The sequence below is a fragment of the Marinimicrobium sp. C6131 genome, from assembly GCF_026153455.1.
Classification (GTDB): Bacteria; Pseudomonadota; Gammaproteobacteria; order Pseudomonadales; family Cellvibrionaceae; genus Marinimicrobium.
Map to the genome: position 1 here is coordinate 425,370 of NZ_CP110629.1, position 25,378 is coordinate 450,747.

Sequence of the window (25,378 nt, forward strand, 5' to 3'; positions counted from 1 at the left end):
GCGGTGTGCTCTAGTGAAAAGAATGGTGCGGATGGCCGGGGCCATGGCGCTGGTCTTGTGCCGGAAGAGGCTCGCGCCACTGTCCATCGGGCGAGGTGTGTACACCAATTGCACTGGGGCTCAGGTTGGCACACCAACCCAGATTGTTGGTCATCGGTTCGGATTCCGGCAGTGACGCCAGATAGGGCTCGGTGTCACCGTGGTCCAGCAACAGGGGCAGGATCAACGCCAGGCGGGGCCGAATCTGTTCGCTGCCGACCCGACCGCGCTCGCCCCACCGGACGATGTAATCGTCGCAGAATACCTCGTCGCCCTCGGGCCGGTCGGTAAAGGCCACCTCGCGCGTGATGCCAAAATAGTGTTGCATCATCGCCTCCTCGAACAGCATCGCGGTATCTTCGAAAAACAGTTCCCGCTCGCCGCTGCTGACGTAGGCATAGGCATCGGTGGCAATATCGTCCGCGAACTCCAGGCCGACGTCCTGGGGCGTCAGTTGCTTCTCCGCCTCTGTGGCGTCCCGGCCCTGGAAACTCACTTCGGCCAGGTCCATCATCAACGTCGAACTCAGTGGGTAAGTGCTCGCGAGCGTCGCCGACACGCTGTCTGATTCCAGTTGCATCGCCGCGTCGGCAACCGTCCACTCGTCATTGAGATTGGCGTGCTCGGCGGGGGGAATGTAGTCGTTGGCGTGTGCCAGTTCGTGAAACAACAACGCCGACATCGGCGCCAGAATCTGTTCGAGGACCCGGTCGTCCCCGGGGCCACTCAAGGGTGCGCTGCTCCAGGCGTAGTCTCCGTCTTTGACGAAGCGGGCCAGGCTTTCGAAATTCAGTTCCCGGTCAAAGCCGCTGCGGAAGTCGGGTTCCCGGGAGATGGTATCCCGTTCTTCAATGGTCAGCCAGAGATAGGCCGGATCAAGGTATATCGCCCCGGTGGCCAGCCAGTAATAAGAGGGCCGGATGTCGGCGCCAATGACCACTGCGGTCACACCACTGAACAGTTGCAACAGGTCGTCGGGCAGGGCGTTCAATGCCTGCTCGAAGCGGTTGGCCATCCAGTCGTGGCTCACCAGTGTCCGGTCGAGTACGTCGTCGACCGTGACCTGATCCTGCTCCTGCCCCAACAGTGGCAGTCGCCCGAGACGGCAGGCGTTGAACTCATTATCGCCATCGCGGTTGAAGGGGCGGGCACAGTCGGCCAATACGGGCGCAAACTCGCTCCCGGCTCTCGCGGGGCGCAGAGCGGTGTTCAACGTTGGAGAATCATCAATCGGTGCGCGCAGGTCAAGACGAGCGCCCCCGGCACTGTCGCTGCCACACCCCGATAGCAGGGTGGCGGTGAGGGTCATCAGTGCGATGGTGACAATCTGTCTGATATGAATCATGGTCCGTGCTCTCCGTTTCATTCGCTCAGTAAGGCCTTTACCTGAGCTACTCGCCTTCGTCAAATCGATCGTTGATCAGGGCGCAAATGGCGTCCAATGCTTTATCCGCGTCATGTCCGTCGGCGTCCAGCTCCAGGTCGGTCCCGCAGGCCGCCGCCAGAAGCATCAGGGACATGACACTTTTGCCGTCAACCCAGGTGTCGCTGCCGTCGCACCGGACACGAACGTCACAATCAAACTGTCCGGCTGTGGTGGCCAGCTTGGCGGCGGCCCGGGCATGCAGGCCTTTTTGATTGATCAGGGTGATGGTGGATGACGGCATGGGGTCAGTGTGTGTCCGCTGTGTTGAGTTCCCGGTGACGAACCAGAACGTTGTCGTACTGCTGGGCAAAATGCTTCTTCAGCCGCTCGGCCAGATAGACGGAGCGATGCTGTCCGCCGGTGCAGCCAATGGCGATGGTAATGTAGCTGCGGCTGTTGGCCTGGTAGTGAGGTAGCCAGCGGGTCAGGTAGTTCTCGATGTCATGGTACATGGCCTGTACCTTTTCTTCCCCGTCGAGAAACGCCACCACATCGGCGTCCTGACCGGTCAGGGGGCGCAGGTTGGGTTTCCAGTGCGGGTTGGGCAGACAGCGCGCGTCAAATACCAGGTCGGCGTTCACCGGCACGCCGTGTTTGAACCCAAACGATTCGAACTGGATGGCCATGGTGGCTTCATGGGAGCCCACGACCCGGTCCTTGACCAGGTCACGCAGCTCGTGCAGGTTGAGGTGGCTGGTGTCCAGCACCTGGTCGGCGGTGTCCCGGATCGGCTCCAGCAAGCGCTGTTCTTCGCGAATCGACTCCTGCAGATTGGTGTCGCGGTTGCTCAACGGGTGCTTGCGGCGCGTCTCGCTGAAACGCTGCATGAGTACGGGAACGCCCGTGTCGAGAAACAGGACATAAATGGGGATGTGGGCATCTTTCAGGGTTTTGATCATGTCCGGAAAGATGTTCAGGTCCTGCCAGGCGTTGCGTACATCAATGCCGATGGCGAAGTTCTGGTCGTCACTGTCCCGATGGATCTGGATTTGCGCGACCAGCGCGGGCAAGAGACTCACGGGCAGGTTATCGATGCAGTTGTAGCCGACATCTTCCAATACGTGCAGTGCCGTACTTTTTCCGGAGCCGGAGAGGCCGCTGACAATGATCAAGTGCATGGGGCTGACAGTCCTGGTAATCGGTGCAGATATCGATCGGCGTTGGGGGCCGCCGCTCAGCTCGCGGCCGTCTCGCCAACGGCCACATCGTACAGTGACTCATTGGTGTCGGCGGCTCGCAGGCGAGCCCGGAACTCGGCGTCATTGAGCATGCTGGCGAGTGAGGCCAGAGTCTGCAGGTGCTCGCTGTGCGCGTTCTCCGGTACCAGCATGGCAAACAGCACATCCACCGGTTCGGCGTCGATGGCGTCGAAATCGATGGGCTCCTTGAGGGTAATGAGAGCACCGATGGTGCCCTCACAATTGCTCACCCGGCAGTGGGGAATGGCGATACCGTGGCCGATGCCGGTCGACCCCAGACGCTCCCGGCCAATCAGGCGCCGAAACAGGTCGTCGGCGTCAATGGCTGGTACGTCTTCGGCAATGGTGTTGGCCAGAATTTCCAGCGCCCGCTTTTTGCTGACGCCCTCAATGCCGCACAGAGTGCGGCTCGGAGTGATGATGGTTTTAATATCCATAGGTTCAACGATGGCTTCGTAGCTTCTCTTTATGTTTGATGAGTTGCCGGTCCAGTTTGTCAGTCAACTGGTCAATAGCGGCGTACATATCCTGATCGATGGCGTCGGCGAACAGGTCTTTTCCGCTGACGTGAACACGTGCCTCTGCTTTCTGCTCCAGCTTTTCCACGGACAGGATGACGTCGGTACTGGTGATTTTGTCGTGGTGGTGCGTCAGGCGTTCGAGCTTGTTGGAGACGTAGTCTTTCAACGCGTCAGTCAGATCCAGGTGGTGGCCGCTGATATTGATCTGCATAGCAACATCCTCTTTGGCGTGGCAATCACGTGATGGTTACGGGCCCGCAACCGACTGCTCCAACGTCCAGGTCGACAGCCGGGCCCCTCCTGCGAATACCGGCATTGGCTCCCGAGTCTCCGCCTAGCATAGCAGTGCCAGCCACGTGGCGTCACCTGCCCGTTGGGGCCTCAGGCAGGTCCCAGGGTCTTTCGCTCGTTCGATGGGGGGATGCCCAGCGACTCCCGGTATTTGGCGATGGTACGCCGGGCTACCTTGATGCCCTGTTCGGCCAACAGCGCGGTAATCTTACTGTCACTCAGTGGCTTTTGAGGTGACTCGGAGGCCACCAGTTTCTTAATGATAGCCCGGATTGCGGTGGAAGAGCACTCGCCGCCGGATTCCGTGCTGACATGACTCGAAAAAAAGTACTTGAGCTCAAAAATACCCTGAGGGGTATGCATGTATTTCTGCGTGGTCACCCGGGAGATGGTCGATTCATGCATATCCACCAGCTCGGCGATGTCGTGCAGTACCAGCGGGCGCATGGCTTCGGCGCCATGATCCAGAAAGCCGCGCTGCTTCTCAACAATACAGGTGGCCACCTTGAGCAGGGTTTCGTTGCGGCTTTGCAGACTTTTCAGGAACCAGCGGGCTTCCTGCAGGTTGTCCTTGAGGAAAGTGTTGTCGGTGCTGGAGTCGGCCCGTTTTACCATGGAAGCGTAGTCGGGATTGATTCTCAGGCGCGGCGCGATATCCGGGTTGAGTTCCACCACCCAGCGGCCCTCGCGCTTCTCGACAAAAACGTCCGGTACCACGTACTCCACGTCGCCGCTGGCAATCTGATCCCCGGGGCGGGGGTTCAGGCTCTGGATCAGGGTAATGGCATCGCGCAGTTCGTGCTCCTTCAATCGGGTGCGACGCATCAACTGGCGATAATCGCGACTGGCCAACTGGGGCAGGTACTGACGGACGATGGTCTTGGCCGCCTCGAGTAGCGGGGTGTCAGCCGGCATCTGCTGCAACTGGACCAGCAGGCACTCGGACAGGTTCTGACTGGCGACGCCGCAGGGATCAAACTGTTGGAGGCGGTGCTGGACCGCCACAATTTCGTCGTATTCAAGTTCTTCCCAGTCGTTCTGCAGACCTTCGAATATCTCTTCCAGAGAGATGGAGAGCATGCCGCTGGGTTCGACGGCGTCGATCAGGGTCATGGCAATGATCCGGTCCCGGTCGGACATGGGGGTCAGATTCAACTGCCACATCAAGTGATCATAGAGCGAGTCCGTGGTGCCCCGTCGGCTGTCATAATCGCTGTTTTCATCGCCCTCGTAAGAGCCTGAGGCGGCCGGGGTGGACTGGTAGACGTCGTCCCAACTGGTGTCAACGGGCAGGTCGTTGGGGATTTCGTCGTTCCAGTCGCTGTCGGTCTGGCCAAGATCGGCGCTGTCGCTATCCGTGCTGGCCGGGGTCTCTCCGTCCCGGGTGTCTTTGCCGTTGCGGGCATCCGACTCCCGATCATCGTTGCTTTTTTCCTCGGGGCCTTCATGCACTTCCTCCACTTCCAGCATGGGGTTGGAGTCCAGTGCTTCCTGGATTTCCTGCTGCAGGTCCAGAGTGGACAGTTGTAACAGGCGAATTGCCTGCTGCAACTGAGGCGTCATGGTCAGCTGTTGGCCGAGTTTGAGCTGTAGGGATTGTTTCATGGGTATGCTGCTGGGACCCCGGTCGAAACGAAATGTGGCGAATTACCCAGAGTTTAGTCAGACGGGACGCCACTGGCAACAAGGATAAGCAATCTTTGTGCCCAATGCGCAAGAAACAGGATTTGTCAAGAGCTGAGCGTACGGGCAAGGGCCGGCGCGTTACAGGTGAAAGTGCTCTCCGAGGTACACTTCCCGGACCCGCTCATTGGCCAATACATCGGCCGCCGTACCCTCGGCGATGATGTGGCCTTCGCTGACGATGTAGGCTTTCTCGCAGATATCCAGCGTTTCCCGCACGTTGTGGTCCGTGATCAGTACACCGATGCCGCGTTCCTTCAAGTGCCGGACAATCTGTTTGATGTCCGAGACGGAGATCGGATCCACGCCGGCAAAGGGTTCGTCCAGGAGGATGAATTGGGGTTCGGTGGCCAGGGCTCTGGCAATTTCCACCCGGCGGCGCTCGCCCCCGGACAGTGACATGCCCAGACTGTCCTTGATGTGGGTGATGTGAAACTCTCGCAGCAAGGCGTCGAGTTTGGCCAGGCGTTGCTTGCGGTTCAGTTCCTTGCGGGTCTCCAGGATGGCCATGATGTTGTCGGACACCGTGAGTTTGCGGAACACCGAGGCTTCCTGGGGCAGATAGCCGATTCCGGCGCGCGCCCGACCGTGGATGGGCAGGTGCGTAATGTCCATCTGGTCGATCAGCACCCGACCGTTGTCGGCGCCAATCAGCCCGGCGATCATGTAGAAGCAGGTGGTTTTGCCCGCCCCGTTGGGGCCGAGCAGCCCCACAATCTGTCCGGTGGCTACCGACAGGGAGACATCGAGCACCACTTTGCGGGTTTTGTAACTTTTGGCCAGGTTCAGGGCGTGCAAGCTGGGCATGGGTCAGTCCTGTTCGGCGCGGTCGCTTTGAGGCGGCAATACCATTTCGATACGCGGGCGATCGGTGTCCGTATCGCCTTCGGCTTTGAGAATTTCACTGGCCATATCGTAGTCGATCCGGTTACCGCTCATGGTGGCGCTGCCCTGTTCGATCCGGGCGTTGGTCAACAGCTCCAGGTGCTCGCTGGCTACGTCGTAGCGAATGGTGTGGGCCTGGGCCGCAACGGGTTGGTCATCCACATCGGGCTGCTGTTCAAAGTGGGCCGGCGTGCCTTCGGCCACGACCCGCTGCACCTGTTGATTGGTGTCGGTGTGCACGACCAGACGTTCGGCGCGAATGTTCAGGCTGCCCTGGCGCAGGCGAACGTCACCTTCGTAAAGCATGATGCCTTTCTGACCGTCTCGCTCAGCGCGATCGGACTCAATGTAAATCGGCTGTTGCTGGTCATCGGGCAGAGCGGCGACTGCCGGGGCCAGCAGGGCTCCCAGTAGCGTGAGCAGCGCAAGGTGCCGCGCTCGTCGGACGATGTCAGTTCCCTTGGGGTGGTTCATAGGTGCCGCGCACCTCCGATAACAATTCAATATGGTCTTCGGCCAGGTCGGCGCGCATACCTACGGCGTCGTGTCGGCCCTGAGGGGAGCGCATGGTAACAGCTTTGTCGGTCTGCGCGAATTGCCGGTTGGGTTCCACCTGAAGCTCCGGGGTGGTGATGTCCGTAATGCCGTTGGCATTCTGCTGCCAGGCCCGAACGTCTCCGGTAAAGACCAGCGTCTCTCCTGTAGCGTCGCTGCGACCGAGCCGGGCGGTCAGCTGCCAGGGCAGGGCGTCTTCGCCGAATACCGTCACATCAGGTGCCTGAATCAGCGAGTAGTCCCTTGGGCTGGAGCGATTGGGCAGGTGCTGGAAGTGGTCGGCCCGGGCGCTCAGCATCCGGTATTGCAACTGGCCTTCCGGGTCATAGCGTCGGGTCTCCGAGGCGATCATGAATGCCTGAGGGAATCGGGCCTGCGTCTCGGGCGGCGCCCGCAGCAGGTCTTCCGGTGAGTAGTCCCAGACCGCGACCAGTGCGATCAGCAGAAACAGGCCAACCCAGGTCAGTGGGTGCTTCCACATGTCAGGCCGTCCTCTCGTCGGGAGCGAGGTAGTCCGCCAGAAGCCGTTCGTAATCGCCCCGGGCTTTCAGCAGTGCATCGCACGCCGCCCGAACGGCTCCCTGGCCACCCCGAAGTTCGCTCTGCCAGTGGGATCTCTCAACGACAGCCGGGTGGGCGTTGGCGACCGTCAGGGCCAGGCCGACCCGGGTCATGATCGTGAGATCTGGCCAGTCATCTCCCATGAAGGCAATCTGCTCCAGTGGCACCGGGTTCCGTTCTCGCCATTCACTCAATGCCGCCCATTTGTCCTCCCGCCCCTGAATGACCAGATCGAGTCCCAGGCTTCGGGCGCGACGGGCGACCAGCTCGGTATTGCGGCCGCTGATGATGCCCACTTCGATATCGCTGCGTCGCAGCAGCTTGATACCCAAGCCGTCGAGGGTGCAGAAGGCCTTGAGCTCGTCGCCGGTTTCGGTGAAGTACAGGTTGCCGTCGGTCAACACGCCGTCAACGTCCAGAAGCAGCAGCGAAACGGCCCGGGCGCGCTGCTCAAAGTCTCTTGTTTTTTGCGGGTCAGGGTGAATCATGAGTGGATCACACAGGGTTCGGGATCTGGGTTCCGGGCATCAGATGATGCCCGCGCGAAGAATGTCGTGCATATGTACGACCCCCTGGGGTCGTCTTTGTTCGTCGAGAACAATCAGGGCGGTGATTTTTTTGTCTTCCATGATTTTCAGTGCCTCGGCCGCCAGAGTGTGGGCATCGATGGTTTTTGGCTGGGCGTTCATCAACTGGCCGATTTCGGCCCCGGCCAGATCGGCGCCCCGGTCAATGCTTCGGCGCAGATCGCCGTCGGTGTAGATCCCGAGCAACCGGTCCTGTTCGTCGACGATGGTGGTCATTCCAAAGCCCTTGCGGGTCATTTCCAGCAGTGCCTGGGACAGGCTGGTGTGAATGCCAACGCGGGGAATGGCGGCACCGCGGTGCATGATGTCCTCGGCGCGTAGCAGCAGTTTGCGGCCGAGAGTGCCCCCCGGGTGGGAAAAGGCGAAGTCTTCGGCGGTAAAGCCGCGGGCTTCGAGCAGGGCGATGGCGAGCGCATCGCCGATCACCAGGGTTGCGGTGGTGCTCGCCGTCGGCGCCAGCGCCAGCGGGCAGGCCTCCGTCGTGACACTGATGTCCAGATTGACGGCGGCTTCCTCGGCCAGTGGTGAGCGGGGGTTGCCGGTCATGCTGATGATGGGTACCCCGAGACGCTTGAGCAGCGGTAGCAGGGTGATGATTTCATCGGAATTGCCGGAGTAGGAAATGGCAATGACGGCGTCTTCCCGGGTGATCATGCCCAGATCGCCGTGGCTCGCTTCCCCGGGGTGGACAAAAAAAGCGGGTGTGCCGGTGCTGGCCAGTGTGGCGGCGATTTTTTTGGCGATGTGCCCGGATTTACCCATGCCGGTGACAATCACCCGTCCGGAGACTTCAAGCATCAGTTCGCAGGCCCGGGTGAAGCGGGCATCGATTCTCTCGCGCAAGGCCGCTACGGCCTGCTGCTCAATATCGATGGTGCGCTGTCCGGAGTGGATAAAATCGAAGTCAGTCATGGACGGTGCAAGTACTCGGCGTCGTAAAGCGCCCCATTATACGGCCTTGGGCCGGGGATGACGAATGCCGGCTTAGAGCGTGTTGAGCAACCACAGGTAATAGCCGATATAGGTCCCCAGCAACACGGTGCCGATCAGTCGTCCCAGGTGTCCCCGAGCCTCGCCCGGACCCGTATGGGCATTGCGGCGCATCCGGTAATCCACGCCGATCGCGATGGCGAGAGCCAGCGTCATCGCCGCCATGGCCAGATAGTCCCGGTGAAAGACCAACCGGTCCATGACCGGCTCCTGAATCAGGCCGGGTAGGGCCATAACCGCCAGCAGGTTGAACAGGTTGGAACCGATGATGTTGCCCAGAGCCATATCCTGGTGGCCCTTGAGGGCGCTGCCGACGGACGCGGCCAGTTCGGGAAGGCTGGTGCCCACCGCAACGACCGTCAGGCCCACGACCAGCGGGGAGACGCCGGCGGCCAGCGCCAGATTCCGTGCGCCCCACACCAGAAGTTCGGCGCTGATCACCAGGGTGACGAGTCCGATCAGGAACCAGAGCGCAGCGGCCACAGGAGTGCACTCGGGAATGTCGCTGTCCACCTCTTCCGGGTGGGCGCGCCGGGTCAGTGCGAGGGCCGCCAGAACGACTACCAGTGCCGCTACCAGCAGGAGGCCTTCGAGGCGGGTCAGTTGACCGTCGTACAGTGTGAAGCCGGCCAGCAGGGTGGTGAGCAACAGCGCCGGCAGCTCCCGGGTGAGCAGGTGAGGCTGAATGGGCAGGGCGACCAGCAGGGCCGTGATGGCCAGAACCAGTCCCATATTGGCGAGATTGGAGCCCAGAGCATTGCCCACGGCCAGCTCTCCCGCATCGCGCACAGAGGCGCTGAGGGAAACCATGATTTCCGGGGCGGAGGTGCCGAAGGCGACAATCGTCAGGCCGATCACCAGTTTTGAAACGCCCAGGCGATGGGCGAGGGCGGCGCTACCCTCAACAAAGCGATCGGCGCTCCAGATCAGGCCGGCGAAGCCGGCCAGCAGGGCGATGATGGACCAACCCCAAGGCGTCATTGGCGAATCTCGTCGTCTGCAGTCGTGGTGTTTGAGGGGAACACTAACATTCTTTTACGGTCAGAGCGTAGGTCGAGAGGCCGAGTCAATGTTATGATGTAGCCTTTTAATGGCCCAGCCTGAGCATTGACCGGGCGCCCGGGCTGGATGGCCCATTATCCGGAAGCTGGAATCTGTAAGGAACCCACATATGACCCAACCCGATATTGCAAAGATCTCGTTCCGATCGGTCGTAGCCCTGATGGCCGGTTGCCTTATGGCGGCAAACCTCTGGGCGGCAGAACCGGTGAATCCCAAGCAGGAGACGCCGCACGAATTGATTGAGGAGGTGACCGAAGTCCTGTTCGATGTGGTTCAGGAGTACAACGGTGGCAGTGAGAATGCCGAGCGCTATTACGATGAAATCCAGGGTATTCTGGAGCCGGTGGTGGATTTCGAATTCATTGCCAAGGCGGTCATGGGGTCGCATCGCTCTGAGGCCAGTGACGAGCAGGTGGATACGTTCGTTCAGGTCTTCAAGCGTGGGCTGGTTACCACGTACGCCAAGGGAATTGCCAACTATGTGGACAGTGAGATCAGCATTCGTCCGCCGTCCGAGGATATCGAAGGCAAGCGCCGGGTCAGTGTCGATCAGGAGGTGAAGCACGAAGGCTCCACCTACCGTCTGTCGTATACCATGGCGAAGAACCGCTCGGGCGAGTGGAAACTGATCAACCTGGTGCTGGATGGCGTGAATCTCGGTCGCTCGTTCCGCAGCCAGTTCGGTCAGGCCGCCAAGAAGTATGATGGTGACCTGGACAAGGTCATCGACAATTGGCTGGATGAGATGTAATCGCCGGTTTGGCCCCCATTCCTGTGCCGTCGCCTCCCGGGCGGCGGCATTGTCGTTTCTGGGGCAGGCGGACGGCTTTCGGGATGCGGCGGGCGGCGCATTCAGGTAAGATTCCGCTTTGGCCCATAAATCTCTGGCCCGTAACACTCTGGATAGTCTATGCAACCCGAACAAATCAAAGCGCTGGTAGAAGCCAAGGTTCCCGACAGCACCGTACAGGTGGGAATTGATGGCAGTCATATCAATCTCGTCGTCGTCAGCCCGGCCTTCGAAGGCATGACGCCGGTCAAGAAACAGCAACTGGTGTACTCGGCGCTGACGGACAGCATTGCGCAGGGCACCATTCACGCGGTGCACATGAAAACCTTCACGCCGGAACAGTGGCAGCAACAGCAGTAAGTGCATCGCGATGGCGGTGACCGACAAGTGATTCTCTATGGATAAATTGCAAATTCAAAGCGGGCCGCCACTCAACGGCGAGATTCGGATTTCTGGTTCGAAAAACTCGGCGCTGCCGATTCTGGCGGCAACGCTGCTGGCCGACGGTCCGGTGCATGTGTGCAACATGCCGCACCTGAATGACATTACCACCATGCTGGCCCTGCTTCGCTGCATGGGGGTGGGCGTCACGATCGACGAGAAGATGTGCGTCGAAGTCGACCCCACCAGTATCAGCGATCTCACCGCACCCTACGAGCTGGTCAAGACGATGCGTGCCTCGATCCTGGTGTTGGGACCGTTGTTGGCGCGCTTCGGAGAGGCCAACGTATCCTTCCCCGGTGGCTGTGCCATTGGCAGCCGCCCGGTGGATATCCACCTGCGTGGCCTCGAGGCTATGGGGGCGGAAATTGATGTGGACGAAGGGTATATCCGGGCCCGCAGCAAGGGGCGCCTGAAAGGGGCGCATATCCTGATGGATACGGTGACCGTTGGCGGCACCGAAAACCTGCTGATGGCCGCCGTGTTGGCCGAGGGTACCACGGTGCTGGAAAATGCCGCCCGGGAGCCCGAAGTGGTGGATCTGGCGTATTGCCTGGAAGCCATGGGCGCCCGGATCGAGGGTATCGGGACCCAGACGCTCACCGTTCACGGCGTCGAGCGTCTGCATTCGTGCACCTACAGCGTGATGCCGGACCGGATTGAAACCGGCACCTATCTGGTGGCGGCGGCGGCGACCCGCGGCCGGGTGCGCCTGAAGGACACGCGGGCCGACATTCTCGAAGCGGTACTGCTCAAGCTCGAAGAGGCGGGGGCGGAAATCACCATCGGCGATACCTGGATCGAGCTGGATATGAAAGGGAAGCGGCCGCGGGGCGTAAGCTTGCGTACCGCTCCCTATCCGGCCTTTCCCACGGATATGCAGGCCCAGTTTACCGCCATGAACGCGGTGGCCGAAGGCTCCAGCTCCGTGACCGAGACCATTTTTGAGAACCGCCTGATCCAGGTCCATGAGCTGAACCGGATGGGCGCGAAGATTACCCTCGAGGGCAACACCGCCCTGATTCAGGGGGTGGACAGACTCAAGGGGGCTCCCGTGATGGCCACGGACTTGCGCGCATCGGCGAGCCTGGTCATCGCCGGCTTGGTGGCGGACGGCACCACACTGGTGGACCGCATTTACCATATTGACCGCGGTTACGAGTGTATTGAAGAAAAACTGCAAATGCTGGGCGCGAACATTCGCCGGGTTCCGAACTGACGGACCGAGTGTTGAGGCCGGTGCGTTCCGCTTGTCCGACGCCCGGCCGCGTCCCCTGACTCCCAGATGAGACCCATGACCCAGACATTGACCATCGCCCTGACCAAGGGCCGTATTCTGAAAGAGACTCTGCCCCTGTTGGCCGCCGCCGGTATCGAACCGGCGGAAGATATCGACAAAAGCCGCAAGCTGGTGTTTGAGACCAGCCGTCCCGATGTGCGCCTGTTGGTACTGCGCGGTGCCGACGTGCCCACCTATGTGCAGTTCGGCGCAGCCGATATGGGGATTTCCGGCAAAGACACCCTGATGGAAAATGGGGCCGATGGGCTGTACGAGCCTTTGGACCTGGATATTGCCCGATGCCGACTCATGACCGCGGCAATCAAGGGCGCGCCGCCTCGGCAGGGGCGTTTGCGGGTGGCCACCAAGTATGTGAATGTCGCCAAACAGTACTATGCCAGTTGCGGCCGACAGACCGACATCATCAAGCTGTACGGCGCGATGGAACTGGCGCCGATCATGCATCTGGCGGATGAAATCGTGGATATTGTCGATACCGGCAATACGCTGCGTGCCAATGGCCTGGAGCCCCGGGAGCATATCGCCGATATCAGCTCCCGACTGATCGTAAACAAGGCGTCCATGAAGATGAAACACGTGCTGATTCAATCCGTGATCGATGCCATTGGCGAGGCTGTCGACGCGAAACGTCCGGCCTGATTGATTGACCTTTGCTGTAATTGACGAGATTTCCCCATGACTGAGAAGCCACCTCTGATTGCTCGCCTGGATGCCGCCGCGCCGGATTTCAGTACGCGACTCGATGCCCTGCTGGCCTGGGATAGTGTGTCCGATGCCGGGGTTGCCGAGGTGGTGGATGAGATTCTACGCGCGGTCAAGGCACGCGGAGATGCGGCGGTTGTTGAGTACACCAACCGTCTGGATCGCCGCGATGTCAGCGCCATGGCGGACCTGGTTGTGCCTGAGGCCAAGTTGCATGAGGCGCTTGCCGGCCTGCCCTCCGAGCAGCGTCAGGCTCTGGAGGTGGCGGCGGATCGTATCCGGCGTTACCACGAACATCAGCGTCAGCCCTCCTGGGACTATACCGAGGAGGACGGCACCCGGCTGGGACAGAAGGTGACACCCATGGCGCGGGTTGGGCTCTATGTGCCCGGAGGCAAAGCGTCCTATCCGTCGTCGGTGTTGATGAACGCGATTCCGGCCAAGGTTGCCGGTGTGGCGGAGCTGGTCATGGTCGTGCCGGCACCAGAGGGTGAATTGAATGCCATGGTGCTCGCGGCGGCGTCGGTAGCCGGCGTGGACAAAGTGGTGACGGTGGGCGGTGCCCAGGCCGTGGCGGCGCTGGCGTACGGGACCGAGAGCCTGCCGAAAGTGGACAAAATTGTCGGTCCGGGGAACATTTACGTGGCGACCGCCAAGCGCGCCGTGTTCGGGTTGGTGGACATCGACATGATTGCCGGTCCTTCGGAGATTCTGGTGATCTGCGATGGCCAGACGGATCCCGACTGGATTGCGATGGACCTGTTCAGCCAGGCTGAACACGACGAGCAGGCGCAGTCCATTCTGATCAGCCCCGATGCGGCGTTTCTCGATCGGGTCGAAGCGGCCATGGAACGCCTGCTGCCCAGCCTGAGTCGGGAGGCGATTGCCCGGACCTCGCTGGCCAATCGTGGCGCGCTGGTTCGGGTGTCGGATATGGATCAGGCGCTGGCCGTGAGCAACCGGATCGCGCCGGAGCACCTGGAGTTATCCGTGGCCGACCCCGATGCCCTGTTGCCCAAGGTTGAGCATGCCGGGGCGATTTTCATGGGCCGCTATACCCCCGAGGCGCTGGGAGACTATTGCGCGGGGCCGAATCATGTTCTGCCGACTTCGGGCACGGCGCGGTTTTCCTCACCCTTGGGAGTGTATGATTTCCAGAAGCGCAGCTCGATTATCCACTGCTCGGCGGAAGGCGCCTCGGAGTTGGCCAAAACCGCTTCTGTACTGGCCCGTGGTGAAGCGCTTGAGGCGCACGCGCGCTCCGCGGAGTATCGCATCAAGGTGTAACGGTTCTTTTGAAAAAGGCCGACACCCGGTACCGGGCGTCGGCCTTTTTTCTGTTTGGTGGGTGGCTTATTGTGGTTCAGCCGCTCAGGTGCTGGCTGGCAAGGGTCGTTCTCCGATGGTGGTCTCCAGCTCAATCGGCTCTCCGTTGCGCAGTATCCTCAGGGTCACCTCGCTGCCTGGCGCGGTGGCGGCAATCTGATTCATTCCACGCCGACCATTGCCGACGGATTCATCGTCGATGTGGGTGAGAATATCTCCCGGGGTGAGTCCGGCCCGCTCTGCCGGGCTACCGCTGTACACAGCGGTCACTACAACGCCCTGGGTCGAGTTCATGGCGAGCGCACTCGCCTGATCCTGGCTGAGGGGGCGAACTTCCAGGCCGAGCCAGCCCCGGACCACCCGTCCGTGTTCAATGATCTGGCGCAAAGCCCGCATGGCCGAGTCCGCCGGAATGGCGAAGCTGACCCCCACCGACGTGTTGCCCTCTCCGAGAATGGCGGTGTTGATGCCCAGTAGTTGCCCATGGATGTCCACCAGTGCTCCGCCGGAGTTGCCGACGTTGACCGCGGCATCGGTCTGCAGGAAGTTTTCATACTCGCTCAAATTCAGATTGTAGCGGCCGGTGGCGCTCAGGATACCCTGGGTTACGGTTTGTCCTACGCCAAAGGGATTGCCGATCGCCAGGACAATATCGCCGACGCGCGCCTGGGTGGGTTCCGGTACGTCGATGACTCTCAGATCGTCGAGATCTATTTTCAGTACGGCCAGGTCGCTTTCCGGGTCGGTGCCGACCAGGCGGGCACGGGTTTCCCGACCATCGTAGAGCAATACCAGAATCTCGTCGGCATCGTTGATGACATGCTCGTTGGTCAGCAGGTAACCGCGTGAGTCCACAATGACGCCGGAGCCCAACGCCGACTGCATCCTTTCCTGCTGTGGGCGGTCCCGAAAAAACCGGCGATAGAAAGGGTGATCGGCCAGCGGGTGGCGCCGTTGCTCCTGAACTTTGCGCGTGTAGATGCTGACCACGGCCGGCGCAGCCCGGTCGACGGCGTCTGCGTAGGACGTTGTGGCCGGACGAACCGGATCGGGCGTGCCGTTCGGGGTTCGCAGTTCGGGGAAGGCGAGCAGTGTTAACAGAGCAATGAGCAGTCCGGTGGCGACGGGCCAGCCGAGTGACTGAAGCAGACCTCGTGCGCTCATCTACAATCTCCGGTGTTGGGTGTTAAAGGACCAGCGGGCCAACAAGGCCCGCTGGTGGGTGTCCGTCCGGTGTCGTTGACGGAAGATCAGGCGTTTCCCCGATGGGGCTCCGTCGGGATGTCAGGCTCATCATCCCGGGTTTCATCCGCGTAAGCGTCCGAGGAGCCGTATTGATAGGGCGATTCGTACCCGCCGTCGTCGTGCAAACCGTACTCTTCGCTGAGCTGGCCCTTGCCATTCTTGGGGGCCCAGTCCCGGGGTGCTTCGATATGCTCTTCGCTCAGGTAGGTTTTTTCCGAGCCCAGCAACTGGGTGTTTGCCGAGTCCAGAATCTGCCGGCTCAAGGCCGGGGTGGTCAGTTTGAGCGCACTGTTTGCCAGGTGTTCGTAGACGTCGCGATAGCTCTGAGTCAGGTTGTTCACCAGCTCAGAGGTCTTGGCAAAGTGCTCGGACACATCCTGCTGGTATCGCTTGAGCTCGTCTTCAGCGCGCACAACCCGCTCTTCGAGTTCCTTGCTGCGGGAGCCCGAGTCAGTCAGCTTGTAAAGCACCGCGCCCAGGGCGCCACCGCCCAACAGACAGATCAGCGCGGTAATAATCAGGGTGCCGAATGAAAACACAAATTTCTCCTCTCGGTATGAAGCCGGAATGTGGCCTGCAAAACTGCGGTCGCTCGCGGTATTATACGGCTTTTTATTCGACCCGGGCGGAATTCCCTTAATCCGTCTCGGGCCTGAACCACCGCCTCGCATTCGTTGCAGGGCAGGCCATTGAGGTGATCGTGACAGTATTTTCGCAAACCGAGACCGCAATTACCATCAACGGGCCGGCGGGTGCGCTCGAAGCCCGCATTCAGGCCGGTGCCGAAACCGGGGCCCTCTCCGGACGGGCGTTGACGGCAATCGTCTGTCACCCGCATCCGCAGCACGGTGGCACGATGAGTAATAAGGTGGTGACGACGCTGGTGCGAACCTACCGGGACCTGGGGGTGGCGACGGTACGCTTCAATTTTCGGGGGGTAGGGGCCAGCGAGGGAACCTTCGACAACGCCGTTGGTGAGGTGGATGACCTGCTTGCCGTGCGTGACTGGCTCGCCAATCAGCGCCCGGATGGCGCTCTGCTGCTGGCGGGCTTTTCGTTCGGGTCGGCGGTTGCGGCCGGGGCGGTGTACCGGGCGGAGCCGGTCGAGCACCTGACGCTGATTGCGCCGCCCGTTGAGCGGTATGCCTATGACCGGGATGGGCGCTTTCCCTGCCCGGTCTGCATTGCTCAGGGGGAGCGGGATGATGTGGTGGTGCCCGAGGGGGTGATCCGGTGGAGCGAAACCCAACTGCAATCACCACACGTCTTATTGCGTTATCCGCAGGCCGGTCACTTCTTCCACGGCCAGTTGACCGTGCTCAAGACAGATCTGGCGTCCACCATACAGCGGCAGTTGGGTGCCGCATCATGAGCCGGCCGGAATTGGAACACGACACGCCGCGCCATCGCTATCAGCGTGATCTGGAGCAGCCCGGGTTCACTCAGGACCCGGCGCAGGCACGGGTGGTCGATGAGCTTCAGGCGCTGTTTGAGGTGCTGGTCGAGCGGGCCGCTCCCAATGCCGGTCTGTCGGGGGTGTGGTCGCGCCTGTGGCGCCTGCTCTCAAAAGCACCGATAACGCCGGTTACCGGGCTGTATATCTGGGGCGGCGTCGGGCGGGGCAAAACCTACCTGATGGACAACTTCTACGAAAGCCTGCCGTTCGAGCGGAAAATGCGCGCTCATTTCCACCGTTTTATGCGTCGGGTCCACGGTGATCTCAAGCAGCTCGACGGCCAGAAAAACCCGCTTGAGCAGGTGGCGGACCGGATCGCCGGGGAGGCGAGGGTGATCTGCTTTGATGAATTTTTTGTCTCGGACATCACCGATGCCATGATTCTGGGCACCCTGATGCAGGCGCTGTTTCGCCGCGGCGTCACCCTGGTGGCGACCTCCAATATTCCACCCGACAACCTCTATAAGGACGGTCTGCAGCGAAGCCGGTTTCTGCCCGCCATTGAGCAGATCAAGCGTCATACAAAGGTGTTGGAGCTGGACAGTCACAACGATTATCGCCTGCGCGCCCTGGAGCAGGCCGAGCTGTACCACAGCCCCCTTGATGAGCGGGCGGACGAGAGCCTGATGGCCAGTTTTCGCAGTCTGGTGCCCGCCGAGGACGAAATATGCGCCGACCAGGTGCTGGAAGTGGAGGGGCGCGCGATCCGGGCGCGCTATCTCGGTGAGGATGTCGCCTGGTTTGAGTTCCTGGCGCTGTGCGATGGGCCCCGCTCGCAGAATGACTACATTGAGCTGGCCCGGGAGTTTCATGCGGTGGTGGTGAGTAATGTGCCGCCGCTGGGGCGGGGCAACGACGATCAGGCCCGTCGTTTCATCAATCTGGTGGACGAGTTTTACGATCGCCGGGTGAAGCTGGTACTATCCGCCGCTCGGCCGCTGACGCAGATTTACGATGAGGGACGGCTGAGCTTCGAGTTCGAGCGTACCATCAGCCGCCTGCTGGAAATGCAGAGCCGCGATTACCTGGCCCAGCCCCACAAGCCCTGACGGGACGGCCGGGCTGGTGAAAAAATCATCAGTTTCCCCCTTGAAAACCCGCGACTATTTCTATAGTATTCGCGCTCTTTTGTGGGAAGCACCTCCTGAGGCAGGAAATAACATGAAGACTTATAGTGCTAAACCTGAAACGGTCTCTCGCGACTGGTTCGTCGTTGATGCCGAAGGCAAGACTCTGGGCCGTATGGCTACAGAGATTGCCCGTCGTCTGCGCGGCAAGCACAAGCCCGAGTACACACCTCATGTGGACACGGGTGACTACATTGTCGTGATCAACGCTGAAAAAGTTCGTGTGACCGGTAAGAAGGCCAGCGACAAGATTTACTACCATCACACCGGTTATATCGGCGGCATCAAGTCCATCAGCTTCGAAAAGCTGATCCAGAAAGCCCCCGAGCGCACCATCCAGAACGCCGTCAAGGGCATGCTGCCCCGCGGGCCCCTGGGTCGCGCCATGTTCAAAAAACTCAAGGTCTACGCAGGTAACGAGCATCCGCACACTGCGCAGCAACCTCAAGAACTGACTATCTAACCGGGAAGCTGATTATGGCAGTTACTCAATATTACGGTACGGGTCGCCGCAAGACCTCCACCGCCCGGGTGTTCATCGCCCAGGGTAGCGGAAACATCACCGTCAATGACCGTCCTCTGGACGAGTACTTTGGCCGTGAAGTGGCGCGCATGATCGTGCGTCAGCCGCTTGAAAATGTGGAAATGGCCGACAAGTTCGACGTGAAAGTCACCGTGAAAGGCGGTGGTAGCTTTGGTCAGGCGGGCGCCATTCGCCACGGTCTGACCCGTGCTCTGATGGAATACGACGAAACGCTGCGTGGCTCTCTGCGTGAAGCAGGTTACGTAACTCGCGACTCTCGCGCTGTCGAGCGTAAGAAAGTGGGTCTGCGTAAAGCCCGTAAGCGTCCGCAGTTCTCCAAGCGTTAATCTGGAGCTCGCCTCACGGTGTGGGGCGGCGGTACCTCCGAGCAAAAAAACGCCCAGGCCCCTCGCTGGCCTGGGCGTTTTTTTATGTCCGCCTGTCGTATCACCGGTTGGCCGAGGGCACCGAGCGCAGCTTATTCTTGTAAGCGGCGCGCAATTTCTTTAAGATTGGCCATTTTTTACGTCTCAATAACATCATTCTAAATCGTTGAAATTCAGTGATTTACTGGCCGTCGGAAGCTGTTAGGGGAGAAGATCGTCATGACCGATGACGTTGTCAATAAAACGCGCCGCCGTGTGCTGACCGCTGCCACCTCGGTGGTAGGGGCAGTGGGCGTAGTGGGTGCTGCGGTACCTTTTGTGGGTTCCTGGAACCCCAGCGCCAAGGCAAAAGCCGCCGGGGCACCGGTTCGGGCCAATATCGGCAAGATGGAGCCCGGGCAAATGATCACCGTCGAGTGGCGGGGTAAGCCGGTCTATATCGTGCGCCGGACACCGGAAGCCATCAAGGGCCTGAAAAAGGTCGTTGAGCGCGATCTGGTCCGGGATCCCAACTCGGAGCAACCCCAACAGCCCGAATACGCCCAGAATGAGACCCGCTCTATTCGGGATGAGTTCCTGGTGCTGCTGGGGTTGTGCACCCATCTTGGCTGTGCACCGCTGTTTCGCCCGGAAGTGGGTGCCGCCGACCTCGGTGGTGAAGACTGGCTGGGCGGTTTCTTCTGCCCCTGTCATGGTTCCAAGTTCGATATGGCCGGCCGCGTGTACACAGGCGTTCCCGCTCCGTTAAACCTGGAAGTTCCCCCACACCGTTACGAGGGCGATAACCTGCTCATCGTGGGCGAGGATCAGGAGGCATAAGAATGAATTGGTTAACTGGATTGTGGCAGTGGGTCGACCAGCGTCTCCCGGTACAGCGCGCCTGGGATACCCACATGGGCAACTATTATGCCCCCAAAAACTTCAACTTCTGGTATTTCTTCGGGGTTCTGTCCCTGCTGGTGCTGGTCAATCAGCTGGTCACCGGTATCTGGCTGACCATGAACTATACCCCGACCGCCGAGGGCGCCTTTGCTTCGGTTGAGTACATCATGCGCGATGTGGAGTACGGCTGGATTCTGCGCTACATGCATTCCACCGGTGCGTCTGCGTTTTTTGTGGTGGTCTATCTGCATATGTTCCGCGGCTTGATGTACGGCTCCTACAAGGCGCCTCGTGAGCTGGTGTGGATTTTCGGTATGACCATCTACCTGGTGCTCATGGCGGAAGCCTTTATGGGGTACGTATTGCCTTGGGGCCAGATGTCTTACTGGGGCGCCCAGGTGATTGTGTCTCTGTTCGGGGCCATCCCGGTGATCGGGGAAGACCTGGTGCAATGGATTCGCGGTGACTATCTGATTTCAGGTATTACGCTGAACCGGTTTTTTGCCCTCCATGTCGTGGCCCTGCCGATCGTGCTGCTCGGGCTGGTCGTGCTGCATATCCTGGCGCTGCATGAGGTGGGTTCCAATAACCCCGACGGCGTGGATATCAAAAAGAACAAAGATGAGAACGGTATCCCCAAAGATGGTGTTCAGTTCCATCCCTACTACACCGTGCACGACCTGGTTGGTATCACAGTATTCCTGTTTGCCTTCTGCTTCGTCATGTTTTTCATGCCGGAAATGGGCGGGTTCTTCCTTGAGTACGCCAATTTCGAAGAGGCCAACAATCTGAAGACACCGGAGCATATTGCCCCCGTCTGGTATTTCACGCCCTTTTACGCCATTTTGCGGGCGGTGACCATTGAGATTGGACCTCTGAGCGCCAAGTTTCTGGGTCTGATCGCCATGGGGGCGGCCATTGCCATCCTGTTTGTCCTGCCCTGGCTGGATCGGGCGAAGGCCCGCTCCATGCGCTACAAAGGCCATATCCCCCGCGTGATGTTGATGGTGTTTGCCGCCATGTTCGTTGTGCTCGGCTATCTGGGTGTGAAGTCGCCGACCACCGGCCGCACCGTACTGTCTCAGTTGGCGACGGTGTTCTACTTTGCCTACTTCATTACCATGCCGATCTGGACCAGCAATCGTCCACCGGAGCAGCGCTCCCAGATAGCCCGGATACTGTCGTTCGCGATCTGCTGGGTGTTTGCGTTGATCTTCCTTGCAATGGCGCTGAATGGCATCACCAAAGAGAGCGATGTGCCCGTCTTCCTGCGGCTGTTCGGCCTGGTTCTGACCGCCGTGTTCGTGGCGCTGCCTTGGTTGGCAGATCGCGACAGCGAGCACCCCGTGCCAGAGCGTGTACAGATGAAAGGCCTGCCGCTGCGCCTGGTGCTGGGTGGTCTGGCGCTGTTCGCGGTACTGGTGGTGGTCCCGATCAAAGCCGTCGGCGCGGGTGCGGGCGGTTGTGGTTCCATTCCCTGCGACATCATGGAACCTGACCTGGACAACAAAGAGTCCTTGCAGCGTGGCGCCAAGTACTTTGTGAACTACTGCATGGGCTGCCACTCCGCCAAGTTCTCCCGCTACGAGCGGGTGGCGGACGACCTCGGTATCCCCCATGATGTGGCTCGAAATAACCTCATTTTCGGGGATCAGGAGATCGGTAGTCTGATGACCACCGCCATGACCAAGGAGCAGGGCAAGCAGTGGTTCGGGGTTCAGCCACCGGACCTGACGCTGGTGGCGCGCTCACGCAACCCCGAGTGGCTGTATACTTACCTGCGTAACTTCTACAAGGATGACAGTCGCCCCTTCGGCGTGAATAACCGGGTGTTCGAAAACGTCGGTATGCCCCATGTCATGCTCGATCTGCAGGGGCTTCTGGAATGCTCGGCAGGCCCCGAACTCGATAGCCATGGTAATGTGGTGCGTGATAGCGCGGGCAATCCGGTCATGGATGAGGAGTGTGGTAGTCTGGTGGAGGGTGACATTGAAGGCAGTCTGTCACAGGAAGAGTTTGACCAGGTGATTTACGATCTGGTGAATTTTCTGGAGTATCTGGGCGAGCCCGCAGCAATGGATCGTGAGCGAATTGGTATTTTCGTGCTGCTGTTTCTGTCCGTTCTGTTTGTCTTTGCTTACCTGCTCAACCGCGAGTATTGGAAAGGAATTCACTAAATTCGAACAATGGTGGGGCGCCGCACGGCGCCCCGGCCTGATCACTGGGTAATTTGAGGTAATACACAATGGGTGTGGTGACCAAACGCTCATCCATGACGCTGTTTTCCGATGGCTCTGATCATTACAGCCATCGGGTTAGAATTGTGTTGTCGGAGAAAGGGGTATCGTCGGAAATCATTGACGTCGATCCCAAAAGCAAGCCGCAGGAATTGGCGGACCTCAATCCCTATAATAGTCTGCCCACATTGGTGGACCGGGATCTGGCCTTGTACGAATCCAAAGTGATCATGGAGTATCTGGATGAGCGCTTTCCGCATCCACCGCTCCTGCCTGTGTACCCGGTTGCCCGGGCTCAGAGTCGATTGTGGATGTACCGGCTTGAGCGCGACTGGGCGCCGCTGGTGGATACCATCCTCGCCAGCAAGAGCAAGGAAACTGTCCTCAAGGCGCGCAAGGCGTTGAGAGATAGCCTGTTGGCCATCTCCCCGATCTTTGCGGAAATGCCGTTCTTCATGAGCGAAGAGTTCACGATTGTGGACTGTTGCCTGGCGCCGATTCTCTGGCGGTTACCAATGCTGGAAATTGATCTTGGCAAGGGGCGCCAGGCGCAGCCTTTGCTGGCGTATCAGAAACGACTGTTCGAGCGCGAGGGATTCCGTAAGAGTCTTACAGAAGTCGAGCGCGACATGGAAGCTCATTAGTCGTTATATCGCGCGTTGTCTCGCCCCCACAAGGGGCCTTCATGCCCTTCGATACCCTATCGGGAGACCTTCTATGGCCATGACCTCAAGCCGTCCCTACATGATTCGAGCGCTCTATGAGTGGATTGTGGATAACGGCTGCACCCCCTATATCCTGGTGGATGCCCAGGGGCAAGGCGTTGAAGTGCCTCAACAGCATGTCAATAAAGACGGCCAGATTGTGCTCAATATCAATCCGACGGCGGTCAAGGATCTGTTTATTGGCCTGGAGCAGATCAGCTTCAATGCCCGGTTTGGAGGTATTCCGACAGATCTGGTGATTCCCTGTGCGTCGGTCCTGGGGATCTACGCCCGGGAGAACGGGCAGGGCATGGTGTTTGAGCATGAGCCTAATCCCGAGCCTCCCAAGCCGGATTCCGAGGCGAAAAAAGACGCCCAGAAACGGCCGAACCTGAAGGTCGTCAAGTAGCGGGCTGCAGGCGCTTTTATATAACCTAAGTTGATTAACAGTTTTCGTTTATCGCGAATACTTCTTTGCGGGCCCTGTCCCAAAGCTGGATACTGTACGTACTCTCTAATAACAAGCAGTAGCAGGAGTACGTAAATATGGCTATGTTGCAGCATACTCTGGGTATTTTTACCAACCCTGACCGCGAGTGGCAGCGGATACGCAGCGACAACGAATCCTTTCTTCGGGTTTATCTCAGACATGTGCCTTTGATGGCATTGATACCCTGTATTGCGGGATATTTCGGGGTAACGGAAGTGGGCTGGAGCGTGGGTAGCGGTAGTGTCGTCAAGCTGACCAGCCAAAGTGCGCTGCTGATGGCGATTGCGGCCTATTTTGCACAACTTGTGGCCATTTATGTCCTGGGTGAATACATTAACTGGATGTCTCGCAGCTTTGGTGTGGCCGATGAAGCCAATCGCCGCCACTATGAAGGTACTGCGCTGGCGGTATATTCCGCCATCCCCATGATGCTGGCCGGGGTTGCTCTGGTGTACCCGCAGTTGTGGCTGGTGGTATCGGTGTATATCCTCGCGGCGTGCTACTCCGTTTATCTGATCTACGAAGGCATTCCCATCCTGATGAACATCCCGAAAGAGCGTGGCTTCATCTATGCCAGCTCAGTGATTACCGTGGGTCTGGTTCTGGCGGTGGTGGTTATGGTGAGTACCGTGATTGTCTGGAGCGCCGGCGTGGGTCCGGTCTATATCAGTTAGTTTTCCGGCGAGACTGGTTCGCTCACCCGCCAAAAGGCAGCCTCAGGGCTGCCTTTTGTATTTGTTGCAGTAATTTGACAAATTTATGGCAGCTTGTCACAGGACTGTCATATTGGGTGAGTAGAGTGCGTCTCAGGTGGAAATGACCCATGTCGGGGCATTTCATGTCACTGATCGACAAGTCACTGATTCAGAGGAGCGCTCTATGAACGCCATCAAATTCTTCAAAGGTCTGGCTCTGGCCGGCTCAATGGCTTGTGCCATGGCGCAAGCGGACGTGGACCCCAATCTGCCGGAATACGAGGCGGTTTCTGGCGTATCCGGTAACGTAAACAGTATCGGTTCCGACACCCTGAACAACCTCATGACCCTCTGGGCCGAGGAGTTCGCCAAGTTTTACCCGAACGTCAATATCCAAATTCAGGGTGCCGGGTCGTCCACTGCGCCACCCGCACTGACTCAGAATACCGCCAATTTTGGTCCCATGAGCCGTGAGATGAAGGCGTCTGAAATCCGTGCCTTTGAGCAGGCTCACGGTTACAAGCCGACCGCTGTTCCGGTTGCGGTGGACGTTCTGGCCGTTTATGTGAACAAGGACAACCCGATTGAGGGACTGACCATTCCGCAAGTGGATGCCATGTTCTCCGTGACCCGCCGTTGTGGCTATTCAGAAGACATTACCCGTTGGGGCCAACTGGGGCTCGACGGTGAGTGGGGAAACCGCGATCTGGCGCTGTACAGCCGCAATGCGGTATCCGGTACCTACGGGTACTTCAAGGACAACGCCCTGTGTGGCGGTGACTACAAGCCGGGGATCAATGAGCAGCCGGGTTCAGCCTCGGTCGTTCAGGGTGTCAGTGAATCCCGTAACGGCATTGGCTACTCCGGTATCGGCTACATGACCTCTGGCGTGCGCGCGGTACCGCTCGCCCGTGCCGAAGGTGAAGAGTTTGCAGCCCCCAATGCCGAAAACGCTTCTAACGGCAGCTACCCCTTGGCCCGCTTCCTGTACGTTTACGTCAACAAGCACCCAAACCGCCCGCTGGACCCCATGCAGGCGGAGTTCCTGAAGATGGTGATTTCCAAGCAGGGTCAGGAAGTGGTGGTTCGCGATGGTTATATCCCGCTGCCCGCTTCAGTGGCCAAGCGGGTGACCGAAGAGCTGGGTTTGTAAGCACCACAGACTTGGGTGGGGCGGCGGCGCGTCGCTCCGACTGGCCCGGAAGGGATCTCGGGCCTTTGATCCGTAAACTGGTCTAGGGACAATCAAAAGGGACACCGCTGCGGGGCGGAGGG

General features: G+C 59.6%; 29 protein-coding genes. 15 read left to right on the plus strand and 14 right to left on the minus strand.

Annotated features, from left to right (window positions below; translation table 11 throughout):
* Positions 1–10: 10 nt before the first annotated feature.
* The 12 genes from OOT55_RS01815 to OOT55_RS01870 all read right to left on the minus strand — a co-directional run bounded on the left by OOT55_RS01815 (position 11) and on the right by OOT55_RS01870 (position 9,718).
* Positions 11–1,384 (minus strand): hypothetical protein, encoded by a 1,374-nt coding sequence (locus OOT55_RS01815; protein ID WP_265367459.1) that lies wholly within the window; start codon positions 1,382–1,384, stop codon positions 11–13.
* Between the two features lie 46 nt (positions 1,385–1,430).
* Positions 1,431–1,706 carry an HPr family phosphocarrier protein gene (locus OOT55_RS01820; protein ID WP_265367460.1) on the minus strand — a complete coding sequence of 92 codons (276 nt, stop codon included), beginning with the start codon at positions 1,704–1,706 and terminating at the stop codon, positions 1,431–1,433.
* Between the two features lie 4 nt (positions 1,707–1,710).
* Positions 1,711–2,583 carry an RNase adapter RapZ gene (rapZ, locus tag OOT55_RS01825; protein WP_265367461.1) on the minus strand — a complete coding sequence of 291 codons (873 nt, stop codon included), beginning with the start codon at positions 2,581–2,583 and terminating at the stop codon, positions 1,711–1,713.
* 56 nt (positions 2,584–2,639) lie between these two features.
* Entirely contained in the window at positions 2,640–3,101 is a 462-nt protein-coding gene (ptsN, locus tag OOT55_RS01830; RefSeq protein WP_265367462.1) for a PTS IIA-like nitrogen regulatory protein PtsN, read from the minus strand.
* A gap of 4 nt (positions 3,102–3,105) precedes the next feature.
* Positions 3,106–3,396 carry a ribosome hibernation-promoting factor, HPF/YfiA family gene (gene hpf / locus OOT55_RS01835; RefSeq protein ID WP_265367463.1) on the minus strand — a complete coding sequence of 97 codons (291 nt, stop codon included), beginning with the start codon at positions 3,394–3,396 and terminating at the stop codon, positions 3,106–3,108.
* 170 nt (positions 3,397–3,566) lie between these two features.
* Positions 3,567–5,081 carry an RNA polymerase factor sigma-54 gene (locus OOT55_RS01840; protein ID WP_265367464.1) on the minus strand — a complete coding sequence of 505 codons (1,515 nt, stop codon included), beginning with the start codon at positions 5,079–5,081 and terminating at the stop codon, positions 3,567–3,569.
* Positions 5,082–5,240: 159 nt separating this feature from the next.
* Positions 5,241–5,966, minus strand: coding sequence for an LPS export ABC transporter ATP-binding protein (lptB, locus tag OOT55_RS01845; protein ID WP_265367465.1), 726 nt, complete (start codon positions 5,964–5,966; stop codon positions 5,241–5,243).
* Positions 5,967–5,969: 3 nt separating this feature from the next.
* On the minus strand, positions 5,970–6,518 hold the full coding sequence (gene lptA, locus OOT55_RS01850; RefSeq protein WP_265367466.1) for a lipopolysaccharide transport periplasmic protein LptA: 549 nt from the start codon (positions 6,516–6,518) through the stop codon (positions 5,970–5,972).
* Positions 6,496–7,080 (minus strand): LPS export ABC transporter periplasmic protein LptC, encoded by a 585-nt coding sequence (gene lptC / locus OOT55_RS01855; RefSeq protein WP_265367467.1) that lies wholly within the window; start codon positions 7,078–7,080, stop codon positions 6,496–6,498. The genes lptA and lptC overlap by 23 nt, the downstream gene beginning before the upstream one ends.
* 1 nt (position 7,081) lies before the next feature.
* Positions 7,082–7,648, minus strand: coding sequence for a KdsC family phosphatase (locus tag OOT55_RS01860; protein WP_265367468.1), 567 nt, complete (start codon positions 7,646–7,648; stop codon positions 7,082–7,084).
* Between the two features lie 39 nt (positions 7,649–7,687).
* Positions 7,688–8,659, minus strand: a complete 972-nt coding sequence (locus OOT55_RS01865) for a KpsF/GutQ family sugar-phosphate isomerase (RefSeq protein WP_265367469.1) — start codon at positions 8,657–8,659, stop codon at positions 7,688–7,690.
* Between the two features lie 72 nt (positions 8,660–8,731).
* Complete coding sequence (locus tag OOT55_RS01870) at positions 8,732–9,718, minus strand: calcium/sodium antiporter (protein WP_265367470.1); 987 nt, start codon at positions 9,716–9,718, stop codon at positions 8,732–8,734.
* 190 nt (positions 9,719–9,908) lie between these two features.
* Between OOT55_RS01870 and OOT55_RS01875 the strand changes: the two genes are divergently transcribed.
* From OOT55_RS01875 to hisD, 5 genes are all read left to right on the plus strand, one after another.
* Positions 9,909–10,550 carry an MlaC/ttg2D family ABC transporter substrate-binding protein gene (locus tag OOT55_RS01875; protein WP_265367471.1) on the plus strand — a complete coding sequence of 214 codons (642 nt, stop codon included), beginning with the start codon at positions 9,909–9,911 and terminating at the stop codon, positions 10,548–10,550.
* 159 nt (positions 10,551–10,709) lie between these two features.
* Entirely contained in the window at positions 10,710–10,949 is a 240-nt protein-coding gene (locus OOT55_RS01880; RefSeq protein ID WP_024459574.1) for a BolA family protein, read from the plus strand.
* Between the two features lie 37 nt (positions 10,950–10,986).
* Positions 10,987–12,249, plus strand: a complete 1,263-nt coding sequence (murA, locus tag OOT55_RS01885) for a UDP-N-acetylglucosamine 1-carboxyvinyltransferase (RefSeq protein WP_265367472.1) — start codon at positions 10,987–10,989, stop codon at positions 12,247–12,249.
* Positions 12,250–12,324: 75 nt separating this feature from the next.
* On the plus strand, positions 12,325–12,969 hold the full coding sequence (gene hisG / locus OOT55_RS01890; protein WP_265367473.1) for an ATP phosphoribosyltransferase: 645 nt from the start codon (positions 12,325–12,327) through the stop codon (positions 12,967–12,969).
* Between the two features lie 36 nt (positions 12,970–13,005).
* Complete coding sequence (gene hisD, locus OOT55_RS01895) at positions 13,006–14,319, plus strand: histidinol dehydrogenase (RefSeq protein WP_265367474.1); 1,314 nt, start codon at positions 13,006–13,008, stop codon at positions 14,317–14,319.
* A gap of 84 nt (positions 14,320–14,403) precedes the next feature.
* Here hisD and OOT55_RS01900 read toward each other — a convergent pair whose 3' ends face one another.
* Together OOT55_RS01900 and OOT55_RS01905 are read right to left on the minus strand one after the other, a co-directional pair.
* Complete coding sequence (locus OOT55_RS01900; RefSeq protein WP_265367475.1) at positions 14,404–15,522, minus strand: trypsin-like peptidase domain-containing protein; 1,119 nt, start codon at positions 15,520–15,522, stop codon at positions 14,404–14,406.
* Positions 15,523–15,608: 86 nt separating this feature from the next.
* Positions 15,609–16,142, minus strand: coding sequence for a YhcB family protein (locus OOT55_RS01905; RefSeq protein WP_265367476.1), 534 nt, complete (start codon positions 16,140–16,142; stop codon positions 15,609–15,611).
* 161 nt (positions 16,143–16,303) lie between these two features.
* On the opposite strand from OOT55_RS01905, the gene OOT55_RS01910 reads away from it, so the two are divergent.
* The 10 genes from OOT55_RS01910 to OOT55_RS01955 all read left to right on the plus strand — a co-directional run bounded on the left by OOT55_RS01910 (position 16,304) and on the right by OOT55_RS01955 (position 25,256).
* Positions 16,304–16,975, plus strand: a complete 672-nt coding sequence (locus OOT55_RS01910) for an alpha/beta hydrolase (RefSeq protein ID WP_265367477.1) — start codon at positions 16,304–16,306, stop codon at positions 16,973–16,975.
* Positions 16,972–18,108: a cell division protein ZapE gene (gene zapE, locus OOT55_RS01915; protein WP_265367478.1), complete on the plus strand. Its 1,137-nt coding sequence runs from the start codon at positions 16,972–16,974 to the stop codon at positions 18,106–18,108. The genes OOT55_RS01910 and zapE overlap by 4 nt, the downstream gene beginning before the upstream one ends.
* Positions 18,109–18,220: 112 nt before the next feature.
* The gene (rplM, locus tag OOT55_RS01920) at positions 18,221–18,649 is read left to right on the plus strand and encodes a 50S ribosomal protein L13 (RefSeq protein ID WP_024459582.1); all 429 of its coding nucleotides are present in this window, start codon (positions 18,221–18,223) and stop codon (positions 18,647–18,649) included.
* A 14-nt stretch (positions 18,650–18,663) separates the two neighbouring features.
* Positions 18,664–19,056, plus strand: a complete 393-nt coding sequence (rpsI, locus tag OOT55_RS01925; protein ID WP_265367479.1) for a 30S ribosomal protein S9 — start codon at positions 18,664–18,666, stop codon at positions 19,054–19,056.
* Positions 19,057–19,314: 258 nt separating this feature from the next.
* Positions 19,315–19,914 (plus strand): ubiquinol-cytochrome c reductase iron-sulfur subunit, encoded by a 600-nt coding sequence (gene petA, locus OOT55_RS01930; RefSeq protein WP_265367480.1) that lies wholly within the window; start codon positions 19,315–19,317, stop codon positions 19,912–19,914.
* 2 nt (positions 19,915–19,916) lie between these two features.
* Positions 19,917–22,154 (plus strand): ubiquinol-cytochrome c reductase, encoded by a 2,238-nt coding sequence (locus OOT55_RS01935; protein WP_265367481.1) that lies wholly within the window; start codon positions 19,917–19,919, stop codon positions 22,152–22,154.
* A gap of 68 nt (positions 22,155–22,222) precedes the next feature.
* A complete protein-coding gene (locus OOT55_RS01940; protein WP_265367482.1) occupies positions 22,223–22,858 on the plus strand; it encodes a glutathione S-transferase N-terminal domain-containing protein in 636 nt (211 codons plus the stop codon).
* Positions 22,859–22,931: 73 nt separating this feature from the next.
* A complete protein-coding gene (locus OOT55_RS01945) occupies positions 22,932–23,327 on the plus strand; it encodes a ClpXP protease specificity-enhancing factor (RefSeq protein WP_265367483.1) in 396 nt (131 codons plus the stop codon).
* Positions 23,328–23,464: 137 nt separating this feature from the next.
* The gene (locus OOT55_RS01950; RefSeq protein ID WP_265367484.1) at positions 23,465–24,082 is read left to right on the plus strand and encodes a Yip1 family protein; all 618 of its coding nucleotides are present in this window, start codon (positions 23,465–23,467) and stop codon (positions 24,080–24,082) included.
* Positions 24,083–24,287: 205 nt separating this feature from the next.
* Positions 24,288–25,256, plus strand: coding sequence for a PstS family phosphate ABC transporter substrate-binding protein (locus tag OOT55_RS01955; RefSeq protein ID WP_265367485.1), 969 nt, complete (start codon positions 24,288–24,290; stop codon positions 25,254–25,256).
* The last annotated feature ends 122 nt before the right edge of the window (positions 25,257–25,378 follow it).